We start from the raw sequence: 25,166 nt of genomic DNA on the forward strand, positions 1-25,166 counted from the left end.
CCGACGGTCCTCCCGAAGACCTTCGCGAAGGCCCGTCCGACGACCTGCACGAAGATCTGCCCGACTTCACAGGAGAGGTACTCATGGCTTTCGACAGCCTGTTCCGCCCTGGCAACATCGGCGGCCTGACGCTGCGCAACCGTGTCGTCAAGTCACCCAACACGACCGCCACGTCCAACGCCGACGGCACGGTGAGCCGGCGCACGGTGAACCACTACCGGCGGCTCGGCGAGGGCGGGACCGGCCTCGTCATGGTCGAGTACACCTACGTCGACGACGATGCCAGCAAGTCCATCCACGGGCAGCCCGGCGCGAGCAACCAGAACCAGGTCGCGGGGCTCGGCTGGCTCGCCGACGAGGTCCGCTCGACCGGCGCGGCGATCGGCCTGCAGCTGGTACACGCCGGGCGGCAGCGCTTCCTGGGCACCAGCCCGATGAAGTCCGCGTCGTCCTCGTCCTGGAACGTGGCCGAGATGCCGTTCGGCGTCGTCCCCACCCCGATGACGGTCGACGAGATCGCCGGTGTGGTGCGCAGCTTCGGTGAGGCGGCCGCGCGTGCGTACGCGGCGCGGTTCGACCTGGTCGAGATCCACGCCGGCCACGGCTACATGATCACGAACTTCCTGTCCCCGCACACCAACGACCGCACCGACGACTACGGCGGCTCCTTCGAGAACCGCGCGCGGATCCTGCTGGAGATCGTGGACAGCGTCCGCGCACACGTGCCGCGCAGCTTCCCGCTGAGCGTGCGGCTCTCGGTGAGCGACTACGAGCCGGACGGCATCGTCATCGACGAGACGGTGGAACTGTGCCGGCTGCTGGAGCAGCACGGTGTGGACGTCATCCACGCCTCGGGCGGGCACCACGCCAAGCAGGAGTGGGAGGCCAGCTCCTGGTACATGCCGCGGCAGCCGCACCGCTGGGGCTGGGAGAAGATCAAGCCGGCGGTGTCCATCCCGGTGATCGCTTCGGGCTCGCTGGTCACTCCTGAGATCGCCGACGACATCCTGTCCTCCGGCAGCGCCGACTTCGTCTCGCTCGGCCGCGCCATGCTGGCCGACCCCGAGTGGACCAACAAGGCGCGAGAGGGCAGGCAGCTGGAGATCGTGCCGTGCATCCGCTGCAACGACGGCTGTCTGGAGCGGGGACTCGACCAGAAACGCAGCGTGGGCTGCACGGTCAACCCGGAAGTGGCGGAGGAGGGCCGGTTCCCGCTCGGCACGGCCCCGGCCGTGAAGCGCGTGGCGGTCGCCGGGGGCGGCCCGGCCGGGCTGCGCGCGGCCGCGGCCCTGTACGACCGCGGACACTCCGTCGTCCTCTTCGAACCGGGCGAGCTGGGCGGGGCGTTGAACCATGCCCGAGGGTCCACCGTGAAGCAGGATCTCGCCGGGCTGCGGGAGCACCTGGTGCACGAGGTGACCCGGCGCGGGATCGAGGTCCGTCCGGTGGCCGCCGACACCGCTTCTCTCAAGGACGGGTTCGACGAGGTCGTGGTCGCGACCGGAGCGCCGCAGCGTACGTTCGACGGTCCGGTCGCCGACGCGGCTCTCGTCGTGCAGCCCGGCGACATCTCGGCCCGCGGCGAGGACCTGGCGGGGCGCCGGGTCGTGGTGGTCGGCGGTGGCTTCCAGGGCTGTGAGTCGGCGCTGCGTCTGGCCGAACTGCCCGGTACCACCGTCCTCGTCCTCGAGCGCGGCGAGCAGCTGATGCGCGGGGACGAGGTGAAGTACGACGCACTGGTGCTGCCCGGCCGGCTCGCGGAGGCGGGCGTCGAGGTGCGCACCGGTTGCGAGGTCGTCGCAGTCGAGGACAAGGGCGTGCGCGTGCGCGGTGCGGACGACTCCGAGGAGACCGTCGAGACGGACGCGGTGGTGCTCGCCCTCGGCCGGAAGCCGTCGACCGGTACCTTGGCGGCCGAGATCCGCGAGGCGGGCGTGCCGGTCGCGACCATCGGCTCGGCGGCGGTGCCGGGCCGGGTCTACGACGCCCTGCACACGGCGTACTTCACGGCCCGCCGGATCTGACGGGCCCGTAACCGAGAGCGGGTTGTCCGCTGGATCGCGCCTTTCGAGGAACGCGGTGACAGTCCCCCGGCCCGGCACTGCCGGGCCGGGGGCGCTCCACGTTCGTCCATGGGGCGCGGGAACACACCAGTACCACCGAATCACGCACTCCCCGACGCCCGGCGGGAGACGATCGTCCTGGTACTCGGGGTGGGCTTCCCGGGTACCGCAGGTACGAGACCACAGGACGGCCGGCCGACCCCCGCCGTACCGCCAAGCTCGCCGAGGAGGACGTATGACCACCCTTGCCGATCCGGTTCCCGGCGGGCGTCCGGGCGATGTCGCCCGGGCCACATCGCTCGGCGCGGAGCTGTCCGGACGCGGCGTGCACGGCATCGTGCTGGCCTACGTCGACACCGCGGGCATCTGCAGGGTGAAGACCGTCCCCACGGCCCGGCTCGCCTCTGCGGCCGCCTGGGGTGTCGGCATGTCGCCGGTGTTCGACACGTTCCTGGCGAACGACTCCATCGTCTCGACCGATGTGCTCGGCTCGCCGGACGGCGATCTTCGCCTCTACCCCGATCTCGACGAGTTGGTGGTACTGGCCGGGCAGCCGGGCTGGGCGTGGGCCCCGGTCGACCGGATCACGCAGGAGGGCGAACGGCACCCTGGGTGCAGCCGCACCTTCCTGCGCCGGATCGTCGCGGACGCGGCCCGCCACCACGGCGTCACATGCAAGGCGGGCATCGAGGTCGAATGGGCCATCGGACAGGGATCGGCGCCCGGTGACGAGTTCGTCCCCGCGACCTCGGGTCCGGCCTACGGCGCCACCCGGCAGGTCGAACTGAGCGACTACACCGCCGAGTTGATGGCCGCGTTCGCGGCTCAGGGCGTGGACGTCGACCAGATCCACCCCGAGTACGCGGCGGGTCAGTTCGAGATCTCGGTGGGCTCGCTCGACCCGGTGGCCGCGGCGGACCGGAGCGTGCTGGTGCGGCAGACGATCCGCGCGGTGTCGCAGCGCCACGGGCTGAAGGTGTCGTTCTCCCCCGCTGTCTTCGCCGAGGGCGTCGGCAACGGCGGCCATGTGCACCTCTCGGCCTGGCGCGACGGGGTGAACCTGCACTCGGGTGGTGACCGCCGGTACGGCATGACGGCGGAGGCCGAGTCGTTCGCCGCCGGCGTGCTGGACCACCTGCCGGCTCTCACGGCCGTGACCGCCCCGAGCCCGGCGAGCTATCTGCGGCTCAAACCCTCGCAGTGGGCCGGGGTGTTCACCGCCTGGGGCCGCGAGACGCGCGAGTCGGCAGTCCGCGTCATCACCGGCACGGCGGGATGGCGCGACCAGGCGGCGAACCTGGAAGTGAAGCCGGTCGACCTGGCAGCCAACCCCTATCTCACGCTCGGCTGCATCATCGCCACCGGGCTCGACGGAATGGAGTCGTCCGCGCCGCTGCCCGAGGAGATCACCGGGGATCCCGCGCGGTTCGGCGCCGAGGAAGCGGCGGCCCGGGGCGTGCGCCGCCTGCCGACGTCGCTGGACGAGGCCGTGGAGGAGTTCCGCAAGGACGAACGGCTCCGCACCGCCCTCGGACCGGTCCTGGCCGACGCCGTGATCGCCGTGCGCCTCGGGGAGACCGCGGCCGTGTCCGGCCTGGCCGACGAGCTCGTGGCAGCGGCCTACCGGTGGAAGTACTGACCCCGTGAACACCCCGTCATCCGCAGCCGGGCCGGTACACGAGGCCCTGGCGGGCCTTGTTCTCGTGGACCACCACTGCCACGGAGTCGTCACCGCCGATCCGGGCCCGGAGCGGTTCGAGTCGCTGATCACCGAGGGTGAGGCCTGGCCCGGCAGCGGAATCAGCTCTTTCGACAGTCCCGTGGGCGTGGCCATCCGCCGGTACTGCGCTCCCGTGCTGGGCCTGCCACGGCACGCGCCCGCCGCCGAGTACCTGGCGCGGCGGGCCCAACTGGGCTGGCGCGAGGTGAACCGGAGGTTCGTCTCCGCCGCGGCAACCGGCGTGTTCTGCGTGGACACCGGGTACACCCCGGACCGCCTCACGACGCCCGCCGAACTCGCCGCCTCAGCGGGCGGTGCGGCCGCCGCGTACGAGGTCGTGCGCCTGGAAAGCGTCGCCGAGGCCGTGGCGGACGAGGGGGTGGAACCGGGCGAGTACGCCGCCGTGTTCCGCGCGGCCGCACAGGCGGCCGTCGAGCGGCCGGGCACGGTGGCGGTGAAGTCCGTGGCCGCCTACCGCACGGGATTCGACATCGACCCCAGCCGGCCTTCGGACGCGGACGTCACCGAGGCGGCGAGGCGCTGGCTGCACACCGGGGAAGCCGTGACGAAGACGCACGGGCCCGCGGCGGAGTCACCTGTGCCCCACCGGCTCGACGACCCCGTACTGATGCGGCACCTGCTCTGGACAGCCGTGGACCTCGGGCTCCCTCTCCAACTGCACACCGGATTCGGTGACAGCGACATCCGGATGCACCGGGTGGACCCCACCCACCTCACGGACTGGCTGCACATGACCTCGGGCACCGTTCCGGTGCTGCTGCTGCACTGCTGGCCCTACCAGCGCCAGGCGGGCTACCTGGCGACGGTCTTCGAGCAGGTGTATCTCGACGTCGGGCTCACCCTGCACCATGTCGGCCCGGCCCGCGCCCGGGCGATCCTGGAGGAGGCGCTCGAGACCACCCCGTTCCGCAAACTTCTCTACAGCTCCGACGCCTACGGGGTGGCGGAGTTCTACCAACTCGGCGCGCTGGCCTTCCGGCAGGGCATGGCCGCACTGCTCCAGGACCGGGTGGACTCCGACGATCTGAGCCTGGCCGACGCGCTCCGGATCGTGGCGTGGACGGGGCGCGACAATGCCGTGCGCGTCTATGGACTTCCCGAATCCGAACCCGGCGCCGGCACCGGCACCACCCCCGATACGGCTGCGTCGTAATCACTCACTCGGGGCAGTACTGGGGGGCTTGGTCCAGGTTGTCCTTGGTGATCAGGGCCAGTGGGATCTCGGCGATCTTGTCCGCCTTGTTCTGGCGCCCTGACCGGCATCCACACAGCGGAGACCGTCCTTACACTCCGCCGCGTCAAGACCCTCACCGCCGGCCGACGGCGAGCCCCACGGCTGTGCGGTGTCGTGATCTGCTTCCCGACCAGTGGCGCGGCTGGCAGGTGCAGACAAGAACCGACGGGCCACAATAATAGGCAATACAGGCAAATCGCACGCTTTAGGGCGCACGATGGCGTCGAAGTGTCCCGTGTCGCGCCCTGAGGGGTGGGGGTCTTCGTCCGCCATCCCACATGCGCCGCGCCCGCACCTACGACGAGGGCGGTCGAGGACTGCTTCTGGTCGCACAGCTGACCAAGCGCTGGGGCACCCGGCACACCGCGAGGGGCAGGACGATCTGGGCGGAGCAGCCCCTGACGTGACGCGATTCCGCGGCACGCGCCCCCGACGAGGGGGATGAAGCCGTGTACGCCACCGCCGCGGACCTAAGCTCGGCGTATGGCGAAGTACTTCGACGTGCATCCGCAGAATCCGCAGCGACGGACCATCGGCCAGGTGACCGAGATCATCCGCACGGGAGGTCTCGTCGTCTACCCGACGGACTCCTGTTTCGCGCTCGGATGCCAGCTCGGCAACCGCGACGGGCTCGACCGGATCCGCTCGATCCGTCACCTCGACGAACGGCACCACTTCACGCTGATGTGCCAGGACTTCGCGCAGCTCGGGCAGTTCGTACGCCTCGACAACGCGGTGTTCCGCGAGATCAAGGCGTTCACTCCCGGCAGCTACACCTTCATCCTTCCCGCGACGAAGGAGGCACCGCGCAGGCTGCTGCACCCGAAGAAGAAGACCGTCGGAGTCAGGATCCCCGACCACGTCGTCGCTCAGGCGCTCCTCGCCGAACTCGGCGAGCCGCTGCTGTCCAGCACCCTGCTGCTGCCCGGTCAGGAGGAACCGCTCACCCAGGGCTGGGACATCAAGGAGGAACTCGACCACGTGGTGGACGCGGTGATCGACTCCGGTGACTGCGGCACGGAACCGACGACCGTCGTCGACTTCTCCAGCGGGGAACCCGAAGTCGTCCGGCGAGGCGCGGGCGACCCCGCACCCTTCGAGTAGCGGGCCTCAGGTTCGGGGTCCCGGTCGCCCTGCCGCCGCCGGCCGCTACGGGAGCAGGGCCAGCGCCTCCCGGAGATTGTGTTCGGCGATCCCCCGCATGGCCTCCCGATCGGGGAAGTCTCCGTCCAGGAGGCTGAGGGGGCCGGCGACCAGCGAGAGACGCATGGCCAGCATGTAGAGGCCGAGGCGGCGCGGATCGAGACCGGGCCGTTTGACGGCCTCGTAGCGCTCGTTGAAACGGAGGCTGAGGAAGACGTGCTCCCACTCGGCGTCGAAGTACATCAGGCCCTCGATGTCGATGAGGACGGCACGCCCGTCGGCGTCCACCAGGACGTGGTCGGGGCCGAGTTCACCGTGGATCAGCGCGTACTGGCTGCGTGGAGTCACCAGCGCCGCCAGCTCCTGCAGACGCTCGTCGAGCCGGCTGCGCGCCGCCTTGATCCTGGTGTCGCGGCCCGCCGCCTGTTCCAGATGCCGACGAGCGCGGTCGAGAACGAGCTGCTCGCAGGAGCTTCCGCGGGCGACGCCGCCCTTCTCCAGCAGGCCCACCTTGCCGTAACGCGGGGCTTGGTGACCGTGCATCAGGCCCAGTGTCCGAGCCAGGTCGTCGAGGGTCACGGCCGCACGACCGGGGTCGGTTTCGAGGAGTGCTTCCAGCGTGTCACCGGGAATGTCCTCGACCACGGCGACGTCCGCCGCGAACCGCCGTCTGCTGTCGTCTGCCAGCAGTACACGCGGAACCCGCACCCCGAGAGCGTCCAGCTTGCGCTGCGCGGTGAGAAACGGCTCCAGGCCGGAGGCCGCCGAGAACGGGTCCGCCGGATCTTCCGCGGCGGCGCCGGGCCAGAAGTTCTCCCCCTCCGCCCACCGGTAGACGATCACACTCGCATCCCCGCCTCCGCCGAGCCGGACCCGGTACACCCCTTTCTTGGTTCCGCCACGCAGCCGGTCCACCCCGGCGATCCGGCATCCCGCCCCGAGCGCGTCTCGCACCACTGCTGACAGGTCCTCGGTCTCAGCGAATCTACGCATCCGCAGAACGTACTGAAAACCGCACCGATGCGCGCACTGATATTCAGCGGGCCTCGGGCCGCACGCGGTCTGCCGCGGTCACCGCCGACGCGCCGAGCAGGGGCGGGCGGTGGTGTTCAGGGGGACGACCCGGTTCCCGCCGCCGGGCTGGTGCCGCGCGGGGCTACTGCGGTCGCATCAGCGTCAGGTCATCGCCCCACGCGTCCAGCACCGCGCCGTGCCCTGCGCCACGGGCCACGTCCTCGACACAGGCGAAGAGGCTCCGCTGGAGGGTCGGGTCGCCCGTTCCAGAGATGCGGTCCACGGACTCCAGCAGCGGGCCGGTGTCCCAGCCCGGCAGGGGATACCGGGCGAGCTCCCACTCCAGGTACTTGTTGTAGGGGCGGGGCCGACAGTCGAGCGCGAAGAGCAGCTCGAGCAGAAAGCGGACGCTGTCGGCGGCGTCGAGTCGGGCGGCACGTGCGTGTCCGTCGCGGTCGTTCTTCAGGGAGCGGTACAGGGAGTTGGCGTAGGCGTCGAGCCACTGACCGGCGTCCTGGAATGCTTGATGGGCGTCGAGCCGTTCTTCGGCGGCCAGGATCTTGCCGATTTCTCCGTCGAGCCGGTCCAGCACGACCCGCGCGCGGGCAAGTGCGTAGCGCTCGAAGCCGGGCATTTTGGCGGACCTGAATTCAGCAAGCGTAACGATGATCAGGTCGAGTTCGGGCGTGCGGTGGCCGGCGAACCGGGTGAGATCCGTCGTGGTGCGGTCGGCGAGGACGACGTACAGGTCATGGTCCGAGTACTCCGTGGTCATGCCCTGGTGGGCGCGGGAGCCTTTGAGGACGAGACCGACGACGGCCGGGTCGGCGGTGGCGAGTTCGACGAACTGGCCGTAGGTGAGGGGCTGCTGAGCAGTCATCGGGAACTCTCCGGTGGGACGAGGAAGGCGACGGGTATGCCTGCCGGGCGACCCCGTCCGGCAGGGTCGCCCGCACGTCCGCGGCGGCACTCGGCCGCCGCCCTGGAGATCAGCGCACGGGTCGACGGTATCGCCCGGGGCGGGCACGTGCTACGGAGTTCCGGCGGCCTTCAGAGGGATGAGGTGACCCCCTCCCGGATCCCCTCACGAACGTAGGCGCCCTGCTCGACCAGTTCACGCTGCACCAGCGCCGCCGGGACGTCACGTGGGCCGCAGTTCAGGTGTACCGCGAGGGCCGCGCACACACCGGCGGCCTGTCCGGTGGCCATGGCGATGGGCATCACCCGGTAGGACGAGTGGGCCACGTGCGTACCCGAGATGCAGCGGCCGGCGACCAGGATCCGGTCGGTATCGCGGGGCAGGAGGCAGCGCAGCGGGACGTCGTACATGCTGCCGCGCGGCACACGCCGCAGCGTGGTGCCGGTGCCCCGCGGATTGTGGATGTCGACGGGGTAGGCACCGTGGGCTATCGCGTCCGGGAAGGGCCTGGCGGCGAGGATGTCGTGGCCGGTGAGCTGGTAGTCGCCCAGGATGCGGCGGCTCTCGCGTACGCCGATCTGTACGCCGCTCTGCGCAATGTACGAGCGTTCGAAGCCCGGTACGTGGTTGCAGAGGAAGCGGTCGATCTGCTCCATCTGGCGGCGCGCGACGTACTCGGCGCGGGTCAGGTCCCAGACGCTGGTGCCGAACGCCCGGGTGACGCGGGTGCTGTTGACGCTGACCTCGTGGGGGTGCGGTGTTGCGAAGAAGAGGATGTCCTCGCGCGGCAGTACCAGTTCGCCGTGCTCCGTCGCCTCCTTGACGAGGTCCCACAGGCCATGGACACCACGCCACTGGTCGGGGTGTTCATGCACGTATGCGGCGAACTCCGGCTGCATGAAGTCCACGACGCGGAACATCAGTGTCATCGGCTGCGTCAGGTGGTCCTCGGGCCGCCCGATCTCGTACCGGGCACCGGCGGCCGCCGCGACGTCGCCGTCCCCGGTGCAGTCCACGACCACCTGTGCGTCGATCACGACGGGGCCGGACTTGGTCTCGAAGACGACGCGGCGGCCGTCGGCCAGCGGCAACACAGTGGACGCGAACGCGTGGAGCAGCAGCCGCACCCCTGCCTCGTCGAGCAGGTCCAGCGCGACAAGTTTGAAGGTCTCCGGGTCGAACGGCACGGTGTAGCCCGTGTCGAGCGACGGCGGGATGCCGCCGCCGCGCTCGGCGAGCCGGTCGAGGAGCAGTGACACGACGCCGGCCACCACGGGGTCACCCTGGCCGTGGTCGGTGGGCAGCAGGCGGGTGGAGTCTCCCCCTACGGCCTGCTTCTTCTCGTTGTGGAACGACATCAGCGGCATGACGAGGGCCACGGTGGCGTTGCCCCCGAGGAAGCCGTAGCGCTCGACGAGGATCACATCAGCCCCGGCGTCGGCGGCGGCGAGCGCCGCTCCGAGGCCGGCCGGCCCGCCGCCCACGACGAGCACGTCGGCCGTGCCCGCGTGCGCGGCCTCGCGGGGCGGCAGCACGACGGTGCGCGGCCGGTCAGGTGGCTTGAGGACCGGCATCGGCGTCTCCCTCCACAAGGGCCGGAGCTGCGACGCTCAGATCGGACACGTGCGGGCCGGGCACCGCCGAGGGCGGATTCGGATCGCCCCGGGCTCCGGCGCCTGCCTCGTACATGTCCGCACCGACGCCCGGCGCCCCCGGGGTTCCCGCACCCGACACGACCGGTGCGGGAACCCCGGGGCTCAGCTCCGGTTCGTCCGGACCGACCGGCGGCCACCCTCCCGAGCCGCCCAGAGACCGCTCGCCCGCAGCAGCCGACGGCCTCGCGTCCCGGCCCACCGCAGACCACTCATCAGTGCCGGCCTGGGACCGCCTGGCGACGAACCGAGACCGCTCAGCTGAACTGTCCTCGGAGCGCCGGACCGAGCCGGCCACCGGCCGCCCGCCGGCGACCGCCACCGACCGCTCCCCCAGGCCCACCACTGAACCCCCACCCGGCCCGCCCCCCGGCCGCTCGCCGACACCTGCCGGAGCCCGCTCACCGGGACCCGCCAAAGACGCCTCACCGGGACCCGACGGAGCGCGGTCGTCCGGTCCTGCCGACGGCCCCTCGCCCGGCCCGGGCATGGGCCATGCCCCTGCCGCCGCGTCGATGTCCGCCAGCAGTGCCGCGCAGCGCCCGCAGGTCACCCGGGACAGCTCGCGCAGCTCCGCGACCCGCGTACGAACCTGGTCACGCTGTTTCGGGTACTCGTCCCAGAGCCGGTCCAGCTCCGCGATCAGCAGCCCCGCCTGCTCCCTCGCCACCCCGACCAGCGCCGGAGCCCCCAGCCTGCGGGCGAAGTCGAAGACCTTGCCCGCGTACGGAAGCGGCAGAAACGGCACCCCGGACAGCGCCGCGAAGATCAGGAAGTGCAGCCGCATCCCCACGGCCAGATCCACATGGCGCATGAACCCCAGGAACTGCGGGGGACTGTACTCGCCGTGCAGGATCCGCCCCTGGTCCGGCGCGGTCATGTGCGAAAGGACCGCGTGCGCATGGCGTACGTCCTGCCGCTCCATCGGCATGAAGACCACGTGCGCCTCCAGGCGGCGCACCAGGAAGTCCGCGACATCGGCGAGCAGCGCGTGATAGTCGCTCACGTCCAGATGCTCGGCGGCCCGGCCCGGCTCCCGTACGGACATCGCCACCAGGCGCGCACCGTCCGGAATGCCCTCGTACCGCAGCATCCGCTCGCTGAACTCCGCCGGCGCGAGCATCATCGCCGGGTCCGCGGTGACCGCGATGTCCCGCTGGACACCCGCCTCCTCGAGGACCAGCCGGGACTCGTCGTCACGCACCACCACGTCGTCCATCCCGGCCAGAGCCGTGCGTACGGCCTTGCGGTCGTCGGGCTCGCGCAGCGGTCCGGCGCCGACGGCGTAGGCGAAGGTGCGTACGCCCAGGTCCTGCGCGGCGCTCACCAGCCGCAGATAGCGGCGGGCCTCGCTGTCGTACAGGACACCACCGCCGCCGAGAACCAGCAGGTCGAGGCCGGACAGCGACTGTCGCATCTGCTGCTGGCTGATCCCCTCCCAGCACGTCACGGCGTCCGCGGCGCCGTGATGTGCCCTGGTGTGCTCGGGATTGCGGCTGAAGACGACCAGCCGCGCGTCCGGCCGGCAGGCGCGCAGGCAGCCGAGCACGCAGGTGAGGATGGATTCGTCGCCGATGTTGATGCCGCCGTACGAGCCGAGCACTCCGATGGCGGGTGCTCGTGCGCCGGCTGTCCCTGTGCCCTGGTTCCCGGTCATCCGTACCTCCGACACGTGGCTCTGGGGTGGGGTGGTCGGCTCCCTGGCACCTCCTGCCATGCCGGCCGGCTACTCAGCCGGGCCGGCTGCTCAGCCGCTGCTGAGGCGCTCTGCGCGGGCATCGTCTGCGTCGGTGGTCGGCTGTCGATGGATCGGCTGGTCGATGAGGCGGCTGGAGGGGCGGCGGCCTGCACAGTGGTCCGCCGCGCGGGGAGAGCGGGTCCGCAGCGTGAGGAGGAGCGAGCCCACTGCATCCTCTTCGTGAACCTCGGCTCCGGACCGACACCCGACGGCTGCCCCGTCGACGCACTCGGAAACAAGACATACGGGTCGGGAACGGGTTGACCTCAAGCCTGGTTGAGGTTCGAGACTGGCACCCCGACCGAGCGGACGGCGCTGCGGGCGGGCCGATTCGAGGGGTGTGGAGCGCGTGCGTGCGATACGAGTGGCCGAACACGGAGGACCCGAGGTCCTGGTACCGGTGGAGCTGCCGGACCCGACCCCAGGAGAGGGAGAGGTCGTCGTACGCGCCGAGGCCGTCGACACCATCTACGTCGAGACGCAGATCCGCCGCGGTGACTGGGGCGAGGCGTTCGGCATCACCCCGCCGTACGTGCCGGGCGGCGCGGCCGCGGGGACCGTCGTCTCCGTCGGCCCGGGCGTCGACGCGTCATGGGCCGGGCGCCGGGTCGTCGCCGGGGCCGGCACGAGGGGTTCCTATGCCGAACTCGTCCGCACCGGCGTGGACCGGCTGGTGCCCGTACCGGACGGCCTCGGTTCCCGGGAGGCGGCCGCGCTCGCGCATGACGGCGTGACCGGCATCGGCATCATGGAAGGCATCGCGGTCAAGCCGGGCGACCGGGTACTCATTCTGGGAGCCGCGGGAGGCATGGGCACGCTGCTGGTCCAGCTCGCGCACGCGGCCGGAGCACACGTCGTGGGCGCCGCGCGAGGCCCGCGGAAGTTGGCGCTGGTCAGCCGGTTGGGCGCCGACGCCGTCGTCGACTACACGGAGGACGGCTGGACACAGCAGGTACGGAACGCCTTCGGCGGACTGCCCGTGGACGTGCTGCTGGACGGAGTCGGAGGTGAACTCGGCACCGGGGCTTTCGAGTTGGTCGCCGACGGCGGGCGCGTGTCAGCCCACGGCGCGCCGAGCGGCGCATTCGCCGGGCTCGATCAGGAGCGCGCACGGCGGCGCGGTATCACCCTGCAGGGCATCTCAGATGTGCAGTTCGACGCGCCGGAGATCGTACGGCTGGCCACGAAGGCGCTCGGGGAGGCCGCAGCGGGGCGGCTGCACCCGGTGATCGCACAGGAGTTCCCGCTGTCCCGGGCCGCCGACGCCCACCGCGCGATCGAGGCCCGCTCGGTTCTGGGCAAGGCCCTGCTCATTCCGTGACCCGCGGCCCCGTCCCGCATCGTGGGGCCCGCCTCGCGAGCCCTCGCTGTCGGAGGGCTAGTTGACCGCCAGCCGGGTGCCGGGGTCCAGGCACCAGTCCAGTGCCGACGGCCAGGGACCGTACCCGTCCGGGATGGCCAGGTGCCCGGCGCTCGTCAGCAGATCGACGTCACAGCCCAGCGGCCGGCCGAAGACCTCGGCGGCGCCCTCGGGGCAGTACGGGTCGTTGTCGGAGCACACCAGCCGGGGCGTCGCCACGGCGAGCTTCAGCTTGGACAGGTCGAGGGGCTCGGGTGTGAACCCGGCGATGGTGTCCCAGGAGAAGGCGCTCGGTCCCGGCGGGCCCACCAGGAGGACGCGGTCGGCGGCGGGCGTGTCGCCGTGCCTCGCCGAGAGGTGGAACCATGCCGCGCATCCCAGGCTGTGGCACACGACGACGCGCTCACCGCGCATCATCCCGAGCTCGGCCTCGATCGCCTCCACCCATGCGTCGAGCGAAGGCTGGTCGGGATCGGGCAGTTGCGGATAGAAGACCTGCTCCCCGTGCTCCCTCAGCCGCAGTGCGAGGTCGTACTGCCAGTGCGCGGCCGGGCGCCGGTTCTCGACGCCGTGGAGTATCAGAAAGCTACGGTTCCACATGGGCGCACTCTACGGCAGGCCCCGACCGCGTTCTGTGGGGCTGTGGCGGTTCACCGCGACGGCGACGCCGAGGAGGCCGTCGTGGGCGGCAGGTCGTAGACGTTGCCGGGCGTCACGATGCCGGTGACGGCCTCGGCGAAGAGCGTGCTGTTCTCGTTGCCCTGGTAGGGGGTGTCCGTGTTGGTGAGGATCACCAGGGTCGCCTCGGCCGAGGGCAGGTAGACGGTCACCGACTGGTAGCCGGGCAGTGATCCGTTGTGGCCGAGCCAGCCGTGGCTGTTGAAGATGCCGAGGCCGTATCCGGTCCCGGGGAAGCCGGTGGGCAGGGTCCGCAGCCGCTGTTCCTGCGTGGCGGGCTTGAGCAGCGTGCCCGTCGCGCAGATCCGGGCCCATTCCCGCAGGTCGGACAGGTCCGAGATCATCGCTCCCGCGGACCAGGCCCAGGACGGGTCCCAGTTCGTCGCATCGGCCACCTCACCGCTTGGTGTCTGGGTGGTGTAGCCGTGTGCGTGCGGCTCGGGGAACTCGGTTCCGGTGGGGAAGAGCGTGCGGTCCAGGTGGCCCGGCTCCAGGACCTGCTTCCGCAGATAGTCGCCGAAGCGCTGACCGCTCGCCTTCTCCACGACGAGTCCGAGCAGGATCGCGTTCGTGTTGGAGTACTGGAACTTCTGCCCCGGCTCGAAACCCACGGGGTGCCTGAAGGCGTAGTCGAGCAGTTGCTGCGGCGTGAACCTTCGATCGGGGTCGGCGAGGAAGGCTTTGACGAAGTCCGGGTCGTCTGTGTACGGGTACAGCCCGCTGCGCATCTCGGCGAGTTGTCGCAGTGTGATCCGGTCCCCGCCCGGCACACCGTCCACGTATTCCGACACCGGGTCGTCGAGACCGACCTTGCCCTCGTCGACCAGCCGCAGGATCGCGGTGACCGTGAAGGTCTTGGTCTCGCTGCCGATCCGCATCCGCAGCCCGTCCGACATGGGGGTGTTGTTGCTCTTGTCGGCAACACCGAACGCACGGACGTAGTTACCTTTTCCGGGAATCCACAGCCCCACGATGACACCGGGCACGCCCGCCTGACGCATCGTACGGGTGACGGCCTTGTCGAGTTGTTCCGCCACCGCCGGGGTGAGTTCGCGGACCGTGGCACCGGGAGAGGGCCTCCCGGTGGTCGCGACCGCCGCAGCCTGCGGGACCGACGCCGGGGTGCCGGAGCACGCCCCGGATGTCAGCAGCGCACCGACGGCCAGCGCTGCCGCTGTGATCCTGCCGTGTCCGCGCATGCGCGACAACGTACGTCGGTGACATGCGCCCCACGGCGTGACGGCGCGCAGGACCGACCCGTTCGGCCGCACGGTCACAGCGGCCACCCGGCCCGGCGTCAGCACGGTCGTCCGCCGACCGGATTGCTCGCCGGGCGCGTCTTTCGCGGCGGAGCCGGCATACACGTATGTTGATCTCAGGCGCCTGAGGAAAACGGTGCCGCCTCGCGTTGGTGGTCCAAAGAAAGACGCTCCGCCCCCGGCGGGGAGATGCAGGTGCAAGACCTGCCCAACGCTCCACAGCTCACGACGCCGAACGGTCCCCGGGGTTCTCCGAACCCGGGGCCGTCGGCCTGTCCGGCAGTGGCCAGGGGCCGCCGGCTCGGCCGGGTGGACGGCTCGTCGGTCAGGTCATCCGGTGAGCCCGGCCTTGTCGCAGGCGGACCGGTACTCCGGGGTACAGATCTCGTCGAGCGTGTACATGCCGTCCTTGACGAGGGTCTCCTTGACGTTGCCGGCGGTCACGGACACCGGAGCGAGCAGGACGGCCGGGATGCCCTTGGTCGTGGCGCTGTCGACAGTGGTCTTGGCGATGCCGTCGATGTTCTCTCCGCGGCCGAGGGCGACGGCCATCGCGGCGGCGGCGTCGGCCTCGGGCTTGAAGGGCTTGTAGACGGTCATGTACTGGTCGCCGGTGACGATGCGCTGCACGGCGGGGAGATCCGCGTCCTGCCCAGTGACGGGTGGAAGGGGAGCGACATCGGCGGCCTTGAGAGCGGCGATGACGCCGGAGGCGAGCCGGTCGTTGGCGGCGTAGACGCCGTCGATGCCGTCGACGCCCAGGGCGGCGATGGCATCGGACATGTTGGCGTGGGCGTTCTCCTCCCGCCACTCCACGGTGTCGTACGACCTCGCGATCTTCACCTTGTCGTCGAGGACGGACAGCGCGCCTCTCTTGAACCAGCCCGCGTTGGGGTCGGTGACGGCGCCGTTCATCATCACGATCCGGCCGCCGTCCGCCTTGTCGCCCATGCCCTCCAGAAGCGCCTCGGCCTGGACCTTGCCGACCTGCGCGCCATCGAAGGTGACGAAGCCCGAGATCGGGCCCTCGGCGAGGCGGTCGTAGGCGACGACCGGGATGCCCACGTCTTTCATGTCCTCGACGGACGAGCGCAGCGCCATGGGGTCGACGGCATCAAGGATCACTACTTTGACCCTTTTGGTGATCATCGAGTTCATCTGCTGACGTTGAATCGCCGCATCGCCGCCGGCGTTGACGTATTCCACCGTGCAGTGGCCGCACAGTTCCTTGATCTTCTTTTCCATCAGGGGCTTGTCGAACCTCCCGAACCGTGAGGTTCCGTCGACGGGGAGCAGCAGGCCGATGTCGAAACCGCCGTCTTCGGAGACCGAGCCGCTGGTGCCGCTACAGGCGGCGACGCCGACCGCCATCGACAACGCGGTCACGATGACGGCAGTACGACCCGGTCGGCGTTTCATGCGGGGCACCTCCCTGAGGTCGTCTCCCACCGCTAACCAGACAATAGACCCATAAAGGACCCGGCCGCGGGCTCCGCGGCCGGGTCCTCAGGTGCTTCGGAAGCGCAGGACGTGGGTCCCGGTCCGCGTGGTCGTGTCAGTCCGGCCGGACGTACTCCGTCGCCGCGTCCAGCAGCCAGTCCGTCAGATACCCGGCGAAGGACGATCGGACCAGCACCCAGAAACCGTCCTCGGGCTGTTCCCGGGCGATCAGTACGACCTGTGTGCGGGCCAGCGTGGTCTGGGCGCAGCGTCCGGCGCGGAAGGCGCGCGGGTGCAGGTCCAGCGGACAGCCGTGGGCCAGCAGGTCGCGGGCGCGCGGACCCGAGACAAGCAGGGTGGTGCGCTGCGCCGAGACGTCGGTGACGGCTGCGGGGTCGTCACCGGTGGCGGCGCGGATACGGGTCTCCAGGTCCGTCAGGCCGCCGGGCGGGCCCACGACGAGCCACTCGTCGGGGCCGAGCCAGAGGGCGGCGAGGTCCCCGGCGCGTACCCCCGTGTCGGGTTCGATGGGCAGGTGGAGGCCCAGGGCGAGCCCGACCGCGTCCGCGGCCGGTCCCTTGGGGTCGAGGCGGATATTGATCTGAGTGAGGAAGGGGACCTCGGCCAGCCGTACGGCGCCACCGGAGGCGCTGGAGGCGGCGGCGAGGCGGTCGGCGGCGCCCGCCAGGGGGCTGCGGCGGGGGGTGCGACGTGCGGTGTCAGCCATCGCGGCGGGCTCCCTCGGGGTCGTAGAGGACGGGACTGGCTACGGTCACCGGGACCAGCTGGTCGCCCACGGGCGCGTAGAGCCGTTCGCCGATGCGGTCGCGGCCGCCCTTGATCAGGGCCAGGGCGAAGGTCCTGCCGAGCGCCGCGCTGCGGTAGCTCGAGGTGACATGACCGAGCATCGGCACGGGCGGCTCGGGCAGCACACCGTCGGCGACAAGCTGCGTGCCCTCAGGGAGGAAGGTGCCCGGGTCCTCCGGGAGCAGCCCGACGAGGTGCTTGCGGTCGGGGCGGACGGCGTCGGCGCGGGCGTAGGAGCGCTTGCCGATGAAGTCGGGCTTCTTCTTCGACACCGCCCAGCTCATGCCGAGGTCCTGAGGGGTGACGGTGCCGTCGGTGTCCTGCCCGATGATCGGGTAGCCCTTCTCGGCGCGCAAGACGTGCATGGTCTCGGTGCCGTACGGGGTGATGCCGAACGGACCTCCGGCCTCGTACAGCGCCTCCCAGAGGGCCAGGGCGTCCCACGGCGACACGTTGATCTCGTACGCCAGTTCGCCGGAGAAGCTGATCCGGCAGACGCGGGCCGGGATGCCGACGACCGTCGTCTCGCGCCAGGCCATGAACGGGAAGCTGTCGTTGTCGACGGCGAGGTCCGGCGCGAGGGCGCCGAGGAGTTCTCGGGAGCGGGGGCCGACGAGGGCGACGGTGGCCCATTGTTCGGTGACCGATGTGCAGTGGACGCGCAGGTCGGGCCACTCCGTCTGCAGCCACTCCTCCATCCAGTCCAGGACGGCGGCCGCGTTGCCGGTCGTGGTCGTGACGAGGAAGCGGTCGTCGGCGAGGCGGATGACGGTGCCGTCGTCGAAGACCATCCCATCGGGGCGGCACATCACGCCGTAGCGGATCATGCCGACCTTCAGGGTGCTCATCATGTTGGTGTACAGCCGGTCCAGGAAGACCCCCGCGTCCGGCCCCTGCACGTCGATCTTGCCGAGCGTGGAGGCGTCCATGAAGGCCACGCCCTCGCGCGCGGCGCGGCACTCGCGCAGGACGGCCGTCTCCATGTCCTCGCCGTCCTGGGGGTAGTACCAGGGGCGCTTCCACTGGCCGACGTTCTCGAACAGGGCGCCGTGGGCGGTGTGCCAGTCGTGCAGGGCGGTGACCCGGACCGGGTCGTGGAGCACGCCCCGGTCACGGCCCGCGAGGGTGGCGAAGGAGACCGGCGTGTACGGCGGGCGGAAGGTCGTGGTGCCGAGGGCGGAGATGTCGACCCCGAGGAGGTGGGCGACGGTGCCGCTGGCGAGTACGCCTGAGGTCTTGCCCTGGTCGTTGGCGGTCCCCGCGGTCGTGTAGCGCTTGGTGTGCTCGACCGAGCGCATTCCCGCACCGGTCGCGCGGGCCAGGTCGTCGACGGTGACGTCTCGCTGGAGGTCCACGAAGCGCGGTCCGTCGGCGGCGCCCGGGACGACGTAGACGTGCATGGGCGGGGACTGCGGGTCGGCGGCCACGTCGGGGAGCCCGGGCGTCTGCGCGGTGTACCCCTCGGCCTCGATGGCGCGGGCGCCTGCCGCCGCGCCCTCGGCGAGTACGGCGGGCAGGTCGAAGACGCCGTTCGCGGAGCCCGCGACCTCGACCGACTGACGGCAGAAGTCGGGGACGAACGTGCCGAGCGCCTCGTCGTGGCGCAGCTTTCCGCCCGCCTGGCTGAACAGATGCGCTACGGGGTTCCAGCCGCCGGAGACGAGGAGCAGGTCGACGGCGAACTCGCGGTTGCCTGCGGCGTCACCGTAAGGGGCGACGGTCACCGTGGTGAGACGTGTCTCGCCTTCAGTGCCGGTGACGGCGTGCCCGGTCAGCACCTCGATTCCGGCGGCCTGGGCGCGGCGCGCCCAGTCACCCGGTTCCGGGCGGGTGTCGATGATCGCGGCGATGTCCACGCCCGCGGCGGCCAGGTCGAGGGCGGCCGCGTAGGCGCTGTCGTTGGTGGTGAAGACGGCGGCGTGTCGGCCCGGGAGGACGCCGTAGCGGTTGGCGTACGTGCGGGCCGCGGCGGCCAGCATGATGCCCGGGCGGTCGTTGCCGGGGAAGGCCAGCGAGCGCTCGTGGGCACCGGTGGCGAGGACGACGCGGCGGGCGCGGATGCGCCAGACGCGCTCACGGGAGACGTCCTCGGGGGCCTGGGCGCCGAGGTGGTTGGTGCGGCGCTCGACGGCGAGGAGGTGGTTGTCGTCGTAGTAGCCGAAGACGGTGGTGCGGCGCAGCACGCGCACCTCGGGCTCGGCGTCGAGGAGCGCGCCGGTCTGCTCGGTCCAGTCCGCGAGTCGGCCCGTGCCGAGCAGGCTGCCGCCCAGCTCGGGCTGGTCGTCGGCGAGGATGACGCGCGCGCCGCTTCGCGCGGCGGCGGCCGCGGCGGCCAGCCCCGCCGGGCCCGCGCCGACGACCAGGAGGTCGCAGTGGGCGTGGACGGCGTCGTAGCGGGCGGGATCGGGTTCCGTGGCGAGCCGTCCCTGGCCGGGGAGGCCGGTGGCGACGAGGCCGTCGTACAGCTCGACGGTCGTCGCGGGGAGCATCGGCTCGGGGAAGGGTTCCTCGATCTGGACGACGGCGTTGGGTTCCTCTGCGCCGGCGGAGAAGATGCCGCGGGGGCGGCCCAGTTTGATGCTGGTGCCGGTCTGGATGACGCCGTTGGCCAGGAGGGCGGAGGCGAGGGTGTCTCCTCGGTAGCCCTCGTACCGGGTTCCGTCGAAGACGAAGGTGAGGGGTTCGTTGCGGTGGACTCGGCCGCCTGTGGTCAGGCGGAACGGCTGGGTGCCGGTGCCCGTGGCCGGGGCAGCTGTTCTCTCCCCCACCCCGCCCCTTCCCGCTGCATCCGACATGCGGCTGCCGCCGCGTGGCAAGGGCTCCGCCCCTGGACCCCGCTGGGGGCTCCGCCCCCAGACCCCGGATCGCCCTTCGGGCTCGTCCCCAAACGCCGGACGGGCTGGTTGTACCGGTCGCGGCTCGCCCGCCCTGTACACCGTCAGGATCTCGTTCGTCGACGTGTCCCTTACCGCGTTGAACCAGCGGCGGCAGCCCGCCGCGTGGCTCCAGCGTTCGGCGAACGGGCCCTTGGGGTTGTCTCGGAAGAAGAGGTAGCGCGCCCACTCCTCGTCGGTCAGGGCAGCGGGGTCCTCGGGATAGGGGACGTGTGCCTGGCCGCCGTAGTGGAACTCGGCCTCGTCACGGGGCCCGCACCAGGGGCATGGGATGAGCAGCATCGGTTCGGGCTCCTCAGTGGGCCACCGCGGCCGCGCCGTGCTCGTCGACGAGCGCGCCGGTGGTGAAACGGTCGAGCGAGAAGGGGGCGTTCAGCGGGTGGGGCGTATCGTGGGCGATGGTGTGGGCGTAGACCCAGCCGACGCCGGGGGTCGCTTTGAACCCGCCGGTCCCCCAGCCGCAGTTGAGGTAGAGGTTGTCGACCGGGGTGAGCCCGATGATCGGTGAGGCGTCGGGGCTGACGTCGACGATGCCGCCCCAGGTGCGCAGCACATGGGCGCGGGCGAAGACCGGGAAGAGTTCCAGGGCGGCGGACATCTGCTGTTCGATGATGTGGAAGGCGCCGCGCTGGGTGTAGGAGTTGTACGCGTCGATGCCCGCGCCCATGACGAGTTCGCCCTTGTGGGCCTGGCTGACGTACACGTGCACCGCGTTGGACATGACGACGGTGGGGTGGACGGGCTCCAGCAGTTCGCTCACCAGCGCCTGCAACGGGTGGCTCTGCAGGGGCAGTTCGATGCCGGCCATGGCGGCGAGGACCGACGTGTGGCCGGCCGAGCACAGCGCCACCTTGCCGGCCGCGATCGGGCCGAGCGTCGTCTGCACTCCGACGACCCGGCCGCCGACGATGTCGAGGCCGGTGACCTCGCAGTTCTGGATGATGTCGACCCCGGCCGCGTCGGCGGACCGGGCGAGGCCCCAGGCGACGTGGTCGTGCTTGGCGATGCCGGCCCGCGGCTGGTAGGTGCCGCCCATCACCGGGTAGCGGACGTCAGGTGAGATGTTGACGATCGGGCAGACGTCCTTGACCTGCTGCGGGTCGAGCCACTCGGCGTCGACGCCGTTGAGCCGGTTGGCCTCGACGCGGCGGACGCTGTCGCGGACGTCCTGCAGGCTGTGGGCGAGGTTCAGCACGCCGCGCTGGGAGAAGAGGATCGGGTAGTCGAGTTCCTCCGCCAGTCCCTCCCACAGCTTGAGCGCGTGCTCGTAGATGCCGGCGCTCTCGTCCCACAGGTAGTTGGAGCGGATGATGGTGGTGTTGCGGGCCATGTTGCCGCCCGCGAGCCAGCCCTTCTCCAGTACGGCGACGTTGGTGATGCCGTGGTTCTTCGCCAGGTAGTGGGCGGTGGCGAGGCCGTGTCCGCCGCCGCCGACGATCACCACGTCGTACGACGCCCTGGGCTCGGGCGTGCGCCACAGCCAGTCGGGGTGCTCGGGGAGGTCGGCACCCGGGGTACGGGGGCTCATCGGGCGTCTCCTGAAGGGTGCGGAGGAAGCGAGTACTGAGTGCCGGGCATCGACTCGGCCCCTAGCCGCGCAGTCGGGACATGGACGGGTCGAACAGGGGCTCGTCGGCGACGACGGCCGTGACGCGCTGGCCGAAGTAGCCGATGTCCACGGTGCGTCCGGTCGTCGCGAGTTCGGCCGGCAGCCACGCGTACGCGATGCCCTTGCCGATCGTGTAGCCGTACGCGGCGCTGGTGACGTAGCCGACGGGACGATCGCCGTCGTACACCGGCTCCTTGCCCATCACGACGGCCGCCGGGTCGTCGATGGTGAGGCACGTCAGCCGGCGCCGGACGTCGGCCTTGCGCCGCTGAAGCGCGGCCTTGCCGATGAAGTCGTCCTTGTCGAGCTTCACCGCGAAGCCGACACCCGCCTCGTAGGGGTCGTGTTCGTAGGTCATGTCGGTGCCGAAGGAGCGGTAGCCCTTCTCCAGGCGGAGGCTGTTGAAGGCGCCGCGGCCGGCGGCGATACCGCCCAGCGGCCGGGCCGCCTGCCACAGGGTGTCCCACAGCTTCAGGCCCATGTCGGCGGTGGTGTACAGCTCCCAGCCGAGTTCACCGACGTACGACAGACGCATCGCGGTCACGGGGACGGACCCGATGTGGGCGCGCTTGGCGCGGAAGTACTTCAGGCCGTCGCCCGAGAAGTCGGAGTCGGTGAGCGGCTGCAGGACCTGGCGGGCCAGCGGGCCCCACAGGCCGATGCAGCAGGTGCCGGCGGTGATGTCGTGGACGGCGACCGAGCCGTCGGCGGGCAGGTGCCGGGTGAACCAGTCGAGGTCCAGGTTGCCGTTGGCGCCGACCTGGAAGAGGTCGCGGGCGAGCCGGGCGACGGTGATGTCGCTGCGGATGCCGCCGTCCTCGTCGAGCAGCAGCGTGTACGTGACCGAGCCGACGGACTTGTCGACCTTGCCGGTGGACATCCGCTCCAGGAAGGCGGCGGCGCCGGGCCCGCTGACCTCGACCCGCTTCAGGGCCGTCATGTCGTACATCGCGACGGTCTCACGCGTCGTCTGCGCCTCGGCGCCGACGATCGGGGACCAGTACTGCGCCGCCCAGTCGTTGGGGGTGGGGATGGAACGGCCTTCGACCAGGCCCGCGTTGTCCTCGTACCACTGGGGGCGCTCCCAGCCCGTGGCCTCCAGGAAGAACGCGCCGAGTTCCTGCTGGCGGGCGTAGAAGGGGCTGGTGCGGATGGGGCGCGGGTGTCCCGACGGCTGGAGCGGGTGGAGGATGTCGTAGACCTCGACGAAGTTCTGGCAGTCGCGGGCCAGGACGTACTCCGGGGAGAGCTGGTGCGGCTCGAAGCGGTTGACGTCGCACTCGTGCAGGTCGAACGACGAGCAGTGGCCGTCGACCAGCCATTCGGCGACGGCCCGGCCCACGCCCGCGGAGTGGGTGACCCAGACGGCCTCGGCGACCCAGAAGCCCTTGACGTCCGGTGACTCGCCGAGGAGCGGGTTGCCGTCGGTGGTGAAGGAGAAGAGGCCGTTGATGCCCTCCTCGACCTTGGCCTCGCGGGTGGCGGGGAGGAGGGACTGGGTCTCGGTCCAGGCGTCCTCGAAGTCCTCCTCGGTGAACTTCAGCACCGAAGGCATCGCCTCGGCCTCGTCCACGGAGAGGATGTCGTCGGCGGAGACCGGCATGGGGCGGTGGCCGTAGTAGCCGATGCCGAGGCCGTCGAAGCGGTCGCGGTAGTAGAGGTCGGCGTCCTGGTGGCGCAGGATCGGGCGGACCGCTTCCTGTGTCTGGCCCGCCAGTGCCGGTACGGGGCCCGTCCAGGCCAACTGGTGGGCGAGCGGGGTGAGCGGCAGGTTCATGCCGACCATGCGGGCGATCTTCGGGCCCCAGATGCCGGCGCAGCAGACGACGATGTCGGCGGGGATCTCGCCCTGGTCGGTGAGGACGCCGGTGACTCGGCCTTCGCTGTGCCGCACGTCGAGGACTTCGTGGCGGGCGAGGAAGCGTACGCCGCGCTCGGTGGCGCGGCGGATCTGCGCCTCGACAGCGAGGACGGCCTTGGCGAGTCCGTCCGTCGGGACCAGCAGGCCGCCGAGGATCTTGTCCTTGTCCACCAGCGGATGCTGCTCGACGCACTCCTCCGGGCTGAGGAGCCGGCCCTCGACACCCCAGGCGGTGATCCAGCCGTGGCGGCGGTGCAGCTCGGCGAGACGCTCGGGCGTCGTGGCCACCTCCAGGCCGCCGACCTGCAGGAAACAGGGCTGCCCGTCGACGTCGAGCGAACAGAACTTCTCGACGGTGTAGCGGGCCAACTCGGTCATCGTCTTGGAGGAGTTCGTCTGGAAGACCAGGCCCGGGGCGTGCGACGACGATCCCCCGGTGGCGGGGAGCGGGCCCTGGTCGACAACCGTCACTTCGGTCCAGCCGCGCGCGGAGATCTCGTCCGCCAGCGCCGCACCCACGACGCCCGCTCCGATGATCACCACTCGGGGTCCCGCCATCGCCGCACCTCCGATTGAAAGCACTTGAAAGCAATTGAAAGCGATGCAGTTGCTGTCTGCGCAACATGCTTCAGGTTGCGCAACTCAATGTGCCTGTCGTGGGGATGGGTGTCAAGGGCTCCGTGACGTCGGAAAACAGCCCGAAACACGGCGACGCCCGGCGGGCCGTGCGCACAGTTGCGCACGGCCCGCCGGGCACCTCCGAGGCCTTCCGCTGCGGTGCTACTTGAGCCAGGCGTCGACCTTGTCCTTGTTGGCCTCGACCCACTTCTTCGCCGCCGCATCGGCCGACATCTTGTCCACCGCGATGTACTTGGCGACGGTGTTCTGGTCGTCGTTCGTCCAGTTGAAGTTCTTCACCAGGTCGTAGGCGGGGCTGCCGGACTTGGCGAACTTGGCGCTGACGATCTTGTCGAGGTTGTAGACCGGGTAGTCGCAGGCGATCTTCGCCGCGTCGGCGTCGCAGCCCGTCGTGTACTTCGGCAGATCGATCTTCACCAGCGGCACCTCGGACATGAACCACTGAGGCTCGTAGAAGTAGCCGATCACCCATTCCTTGTTCTTCTCGGCCTTGCGGTACGCCTGGATCAGCGCGGTCTCGCTGCCCGCGTACACCACCTTGAAGTCCAGCTTCAGGTTCTTCACCAGCGCCTCGTCGTTGGTGACGTACGACGGGTCGCCGTCGAGCAGCTGGCCCTTGCCGCCCGACTCCGAGGTCTTGAACTTGTCCGCGTACTTGTTGAGGTTCTTCCAGTCGGTGATGTCGGGGTGGGCCTTGGCCAGCCACGGCGGCACGTACCAGCCGATGATTCCTTTGTTGCCGGTCTGGCCGGCCTCGACGGCGGTCTTCTGCTGGGTGATGTACTTCTTCTTCAGGTCGTCGTGGCCCCAGTTCTCCAGGACGGCGTCGACCTCGCCCGTCCCGAAGCCCTGCCAGGCGATCTCTTCCTTCAGATCCTTCTTGTTGACCGTACAGCCGAGTTCGTGCTGCGCGACGTACGCGACGACCGCCGCGTCCGCCTCGTAGCCGACCCACGGGTTGACCGCCAGGTTGAAGGTGCCGCACTTGCCCGAGCTGCCCGAGCTCGCGGAGCTGTCGTCGCCGACCTTCGCACCGCCGCACGCGGTGAGGGTGAGGCCGAGGACCGCCATACCGGCCGCGCCGGCTCTCCAGTGTCTTGCTTGCCTTGCCATGG

The 25,166-nt window shown here is 70.7% G+C and carries 18 protein-coding genes; 6 read left to right on the forward strand and 12 right to left on the reverse strand.

Translation table 11 applies throughout. The features are described 5' to 3' along the window. The first annotated feature begins 83 nt into the window (after positions 1 to 83). The 5 genes from ACWD4J_RS30690 (at position 84) to ACWD4J_RS30710 (ending at position 6,142) form a co-directional block, all read left to right on the forward strand. Complete coding sequence (locus ACWD4J_RS30690) at positions 84 to 2,024, forward strand: oxidoreductase (protein ID WP_451398707.1); 1,941 nt, start codon at positions 84 to 86, stop codon at positions 2,022 to 2,024. 274 nt (positions 2,025 to 2,298) lie between these two features. After that, positions 2,299 to 3,702 (forward strand): glutamine synthetase family protein, encoded by a 1,404-nt coding sequence (locus ACWD4J_RS30695; protein ID WP_451398708.1) that lies wholly within the window; start codon positions 2,299 to 2,301, stop codon positions 3,700 to 3,702. 4 nt (positions 3,703 to 3,706) lie between these two features. Then, positions 3,707 to 4,957 (forward strand): amidohydrolase family protein, encoded by a 1,251-nt coding sequence (locus ACWD4J_RS30700; protein ID WP_451398709.1) that lies wholly within the window; start codon positions 3,707 to 3,709, stop codon positions 4,955 to 4,957. A gap of 359 nt (positions 4,958 to 5,316) precedes the next feature. Then, the gene (locus ACWD4J_RS30705; RefSeq protein ID WP_451398710.1) at positions 5,317 to 5,445 is read left to right on the forward strand and encodes a hypothetical protein; all 129 of its coding nucleotides are present in this window, start codon (positions 5,317 to 5,319) and stop codon (positions 5,443 to 5,445) included. 76 nt (positions 5,446 to 5,521) lie between these two features. Further along, a complete protein-coding gene (locus ACWD4J_RS30710; RefSeq protein ID WP_451398711.1) occupies positions 5,522 to 6,142 on the forward strand; it encodes an L-threonylcarbamoyladenylate synthase in 621 nt (206 codons plus the stop codon). Positions 6,143 to 6,187: 45 nt separating this feature from the next. On the opposite strand, the gene ACWD4J_RS30715 is transcribed toward ACWD4J_RS30710, so the two are convergent. The 4 genes from ACWD4J_RS30715 to ACWD4J_RS30730 form a co-directional block, all read right to left on the reverse strand. Further along, positions 6,188 to 7,174 carry a phosphotransferase family protein gene (locus ACWD4J_RS30715; RefSeq protein ID WP_451398712.1) on the reverse strand — a complete coding sequence of 329 codons (987 nt, stop codon included), beginning with the start codon at positions 7,172 to 7,174 and terminating at the stop codon, positions 6,188 to 6,190. 163 nt (positions 7,175 to 7,337) lie between these two features. Continuing rightward, entirely contained in the window at positions 7,338 to 8,075 is a 738-nt protein-coding gene (locus ACWD4J_RS30720) for a hypothetical protein (protein ID WP_451398713.1), read from the reverse strand. 170 nt (positions 8,076 to 8,245) lie between these two features. After that, positions 8,246 to 9,688, reverse strand: coding sequence for an FAD-dependent oxidoreductase (locus tag ACWD4J_RS30725; protein ID WP_451398714.1), 1,443 nt, complete (start codon positions 9,686 to 9,688; stop codon positions 8,246 to 8,248). Further along, positions 9,666 to 11,423, reverse strand: a complete 1,758-nt coding sequence (locus ACWD4J_RS30730) for a polysaccharide pyruvyl transferase family protein (RefSeq protein WP_451398715.1) — start codon at positions 11,421 to 11,423, stop codon at positions 9,666 to 9,668. The genes ACWD4J_RS30725 and ACWD4J_RS30730 overlap by 23 nt, the downstream gene beginning before the upstream one ends. A 430-nt stretch (positions 11,424 to 11,853) precedes the next feature. On the opposite strand from ACWD4J_RS30730, the gene ACWD4J_RS30735 reads away from it, so the two are divergent. Continuing rightward, positions 11,854 to 12,825 (forward strand): zinc-binding dehydrogenase, encoded by a 972-nt coding sequence (locus tag ACWD4J_RS30735; RefSeq protein ID WP_451398716.1) that lies wholly within the window; start codon positions 11,854 to 11,856, stop codon positions 12,823 to 12,825. A 57-nt stretch (positions 12,826 to 12,882) separates the two neighbouring features. Here the strand turns inward: ACWD4J_RS30735 and ACWD4J_RS30740 are convergent, their stop codons facing one another. The 8 genes from ACWD4J_RS30740 to ACWD4J_RS30775 form a co-directional block, all read right to left on the reverse strand. Continuing rightward, complete coding sequence (locus tag ACWD4J_RS30740; RefSeq protein ID WP_451398717.1) at positions 12,883 to 13,464, reverse strand: RBBP9/YdeN family alpha/beta hydrolase; 582 nt, start codon at positions 13,462 to 13,464, stop codon at positions 12,883 to 12,885. A 50-nt stretch (positions 13,465 to 13,514) separates the two neighbouring features. Then, positions 13,515 to 14,741 carry a serine hydrolase domain-containing protein gene (locus ACWD4J_RS30745; protein WP_451398718.1) on the reverse strand — a complete coding sequence of 409 codons (1,227 nt, stop codon included), beginning with the start codon at positions 14,739 to 14,741 and terminating at the stop codon, positions 13,515 to 13,517. A gap of 390 nt (positions 14,742 to 15,131) precedes the next feature. After that, complete coding sequence (locus tag ACWD4J_RS30750; protein WP_451398719.1) at positions 15,132 to 16,220, reverse strand: substrate-binding domain-containing protein; 1,089 nt, start codon at positions 16,218 to 16,220, stop codon at positions 15,132 to 15,134. A gap of 136 nt (positions 16,221 to 16,356) precedes the next feature. After that, on the reverse strand, positions 16,357 to 16,968 hold the full coding sequence (locus tag ACWD4J_RS30755) for a sarcosine oxidase subunit gamma (protein ID WP_451398720.1): 612 nt from the start codon (positions 16,966 to 16,968) through the stop codon (positions 16,357 to 16,359). Continuing rightward, positions 16,961 to 20,224, reverse strand: a complete 3,264-nt coding sequence (locus tag ACWD4J_RS30760) for a sarcosine oxidase subunit alpha family protein (RefSeq protein ID WP_451398721.1) — start codon at positions 20,222 to 20,224, stop codon at positions 16,961 to 16,963. The genes ACWD4J_RS30755 and ACWD4J_RS30760 overlap by 8 nt, the downstream gene beginning before the upstream one ends. Before the next feature lie 13 nt (positions 20,225 to 20,237). Continuing rightward, complete coding sequence (locus ACWD4J_RS30765) at positions 20,238 to 21,470, reverse strand: sarcosine oxidase subunit beta family protein (protein ID WP_451398722.1); 1,233 nt, start codon at positions 21,468 to 21,470, stop codon at positions 20,238 to 20,240. A 61-nt stretch (positions 21,471 to 21,531) separates the two neighbouring features. Then, on the reverse strand, positions 21,532 to 23,970 hold the full coding sequence (locus ACWD4J_RS30770) for a GcvT family protein (protein ID WP_451398723.1): 2,439 nt from the start codon (positions 23,968 to 23,970) through the stop codon (positions 21,532 to 21,534). A gap of 222 nt (positions 23,971 to 24,192) precedes the next feature. After that, on the reverse strand, positions 24,193 to 25,164 hold the full coding sequence (locus ACWD4J_RS30775) for an ABC transporter substrate-binding protein (RefSeq protein ID WP_451398724.1): 972 nt from the start codon (positions 25,162 to 25,164) through the stop codon (positions 24,193 to 24,195). Positions 25,165 to 25,166: the final 2 nt, after the last annotated feature.

The sequence above is a fragment of the Streptomyces sp. NPDC002577 genome, from assembly GCF_053594815.1.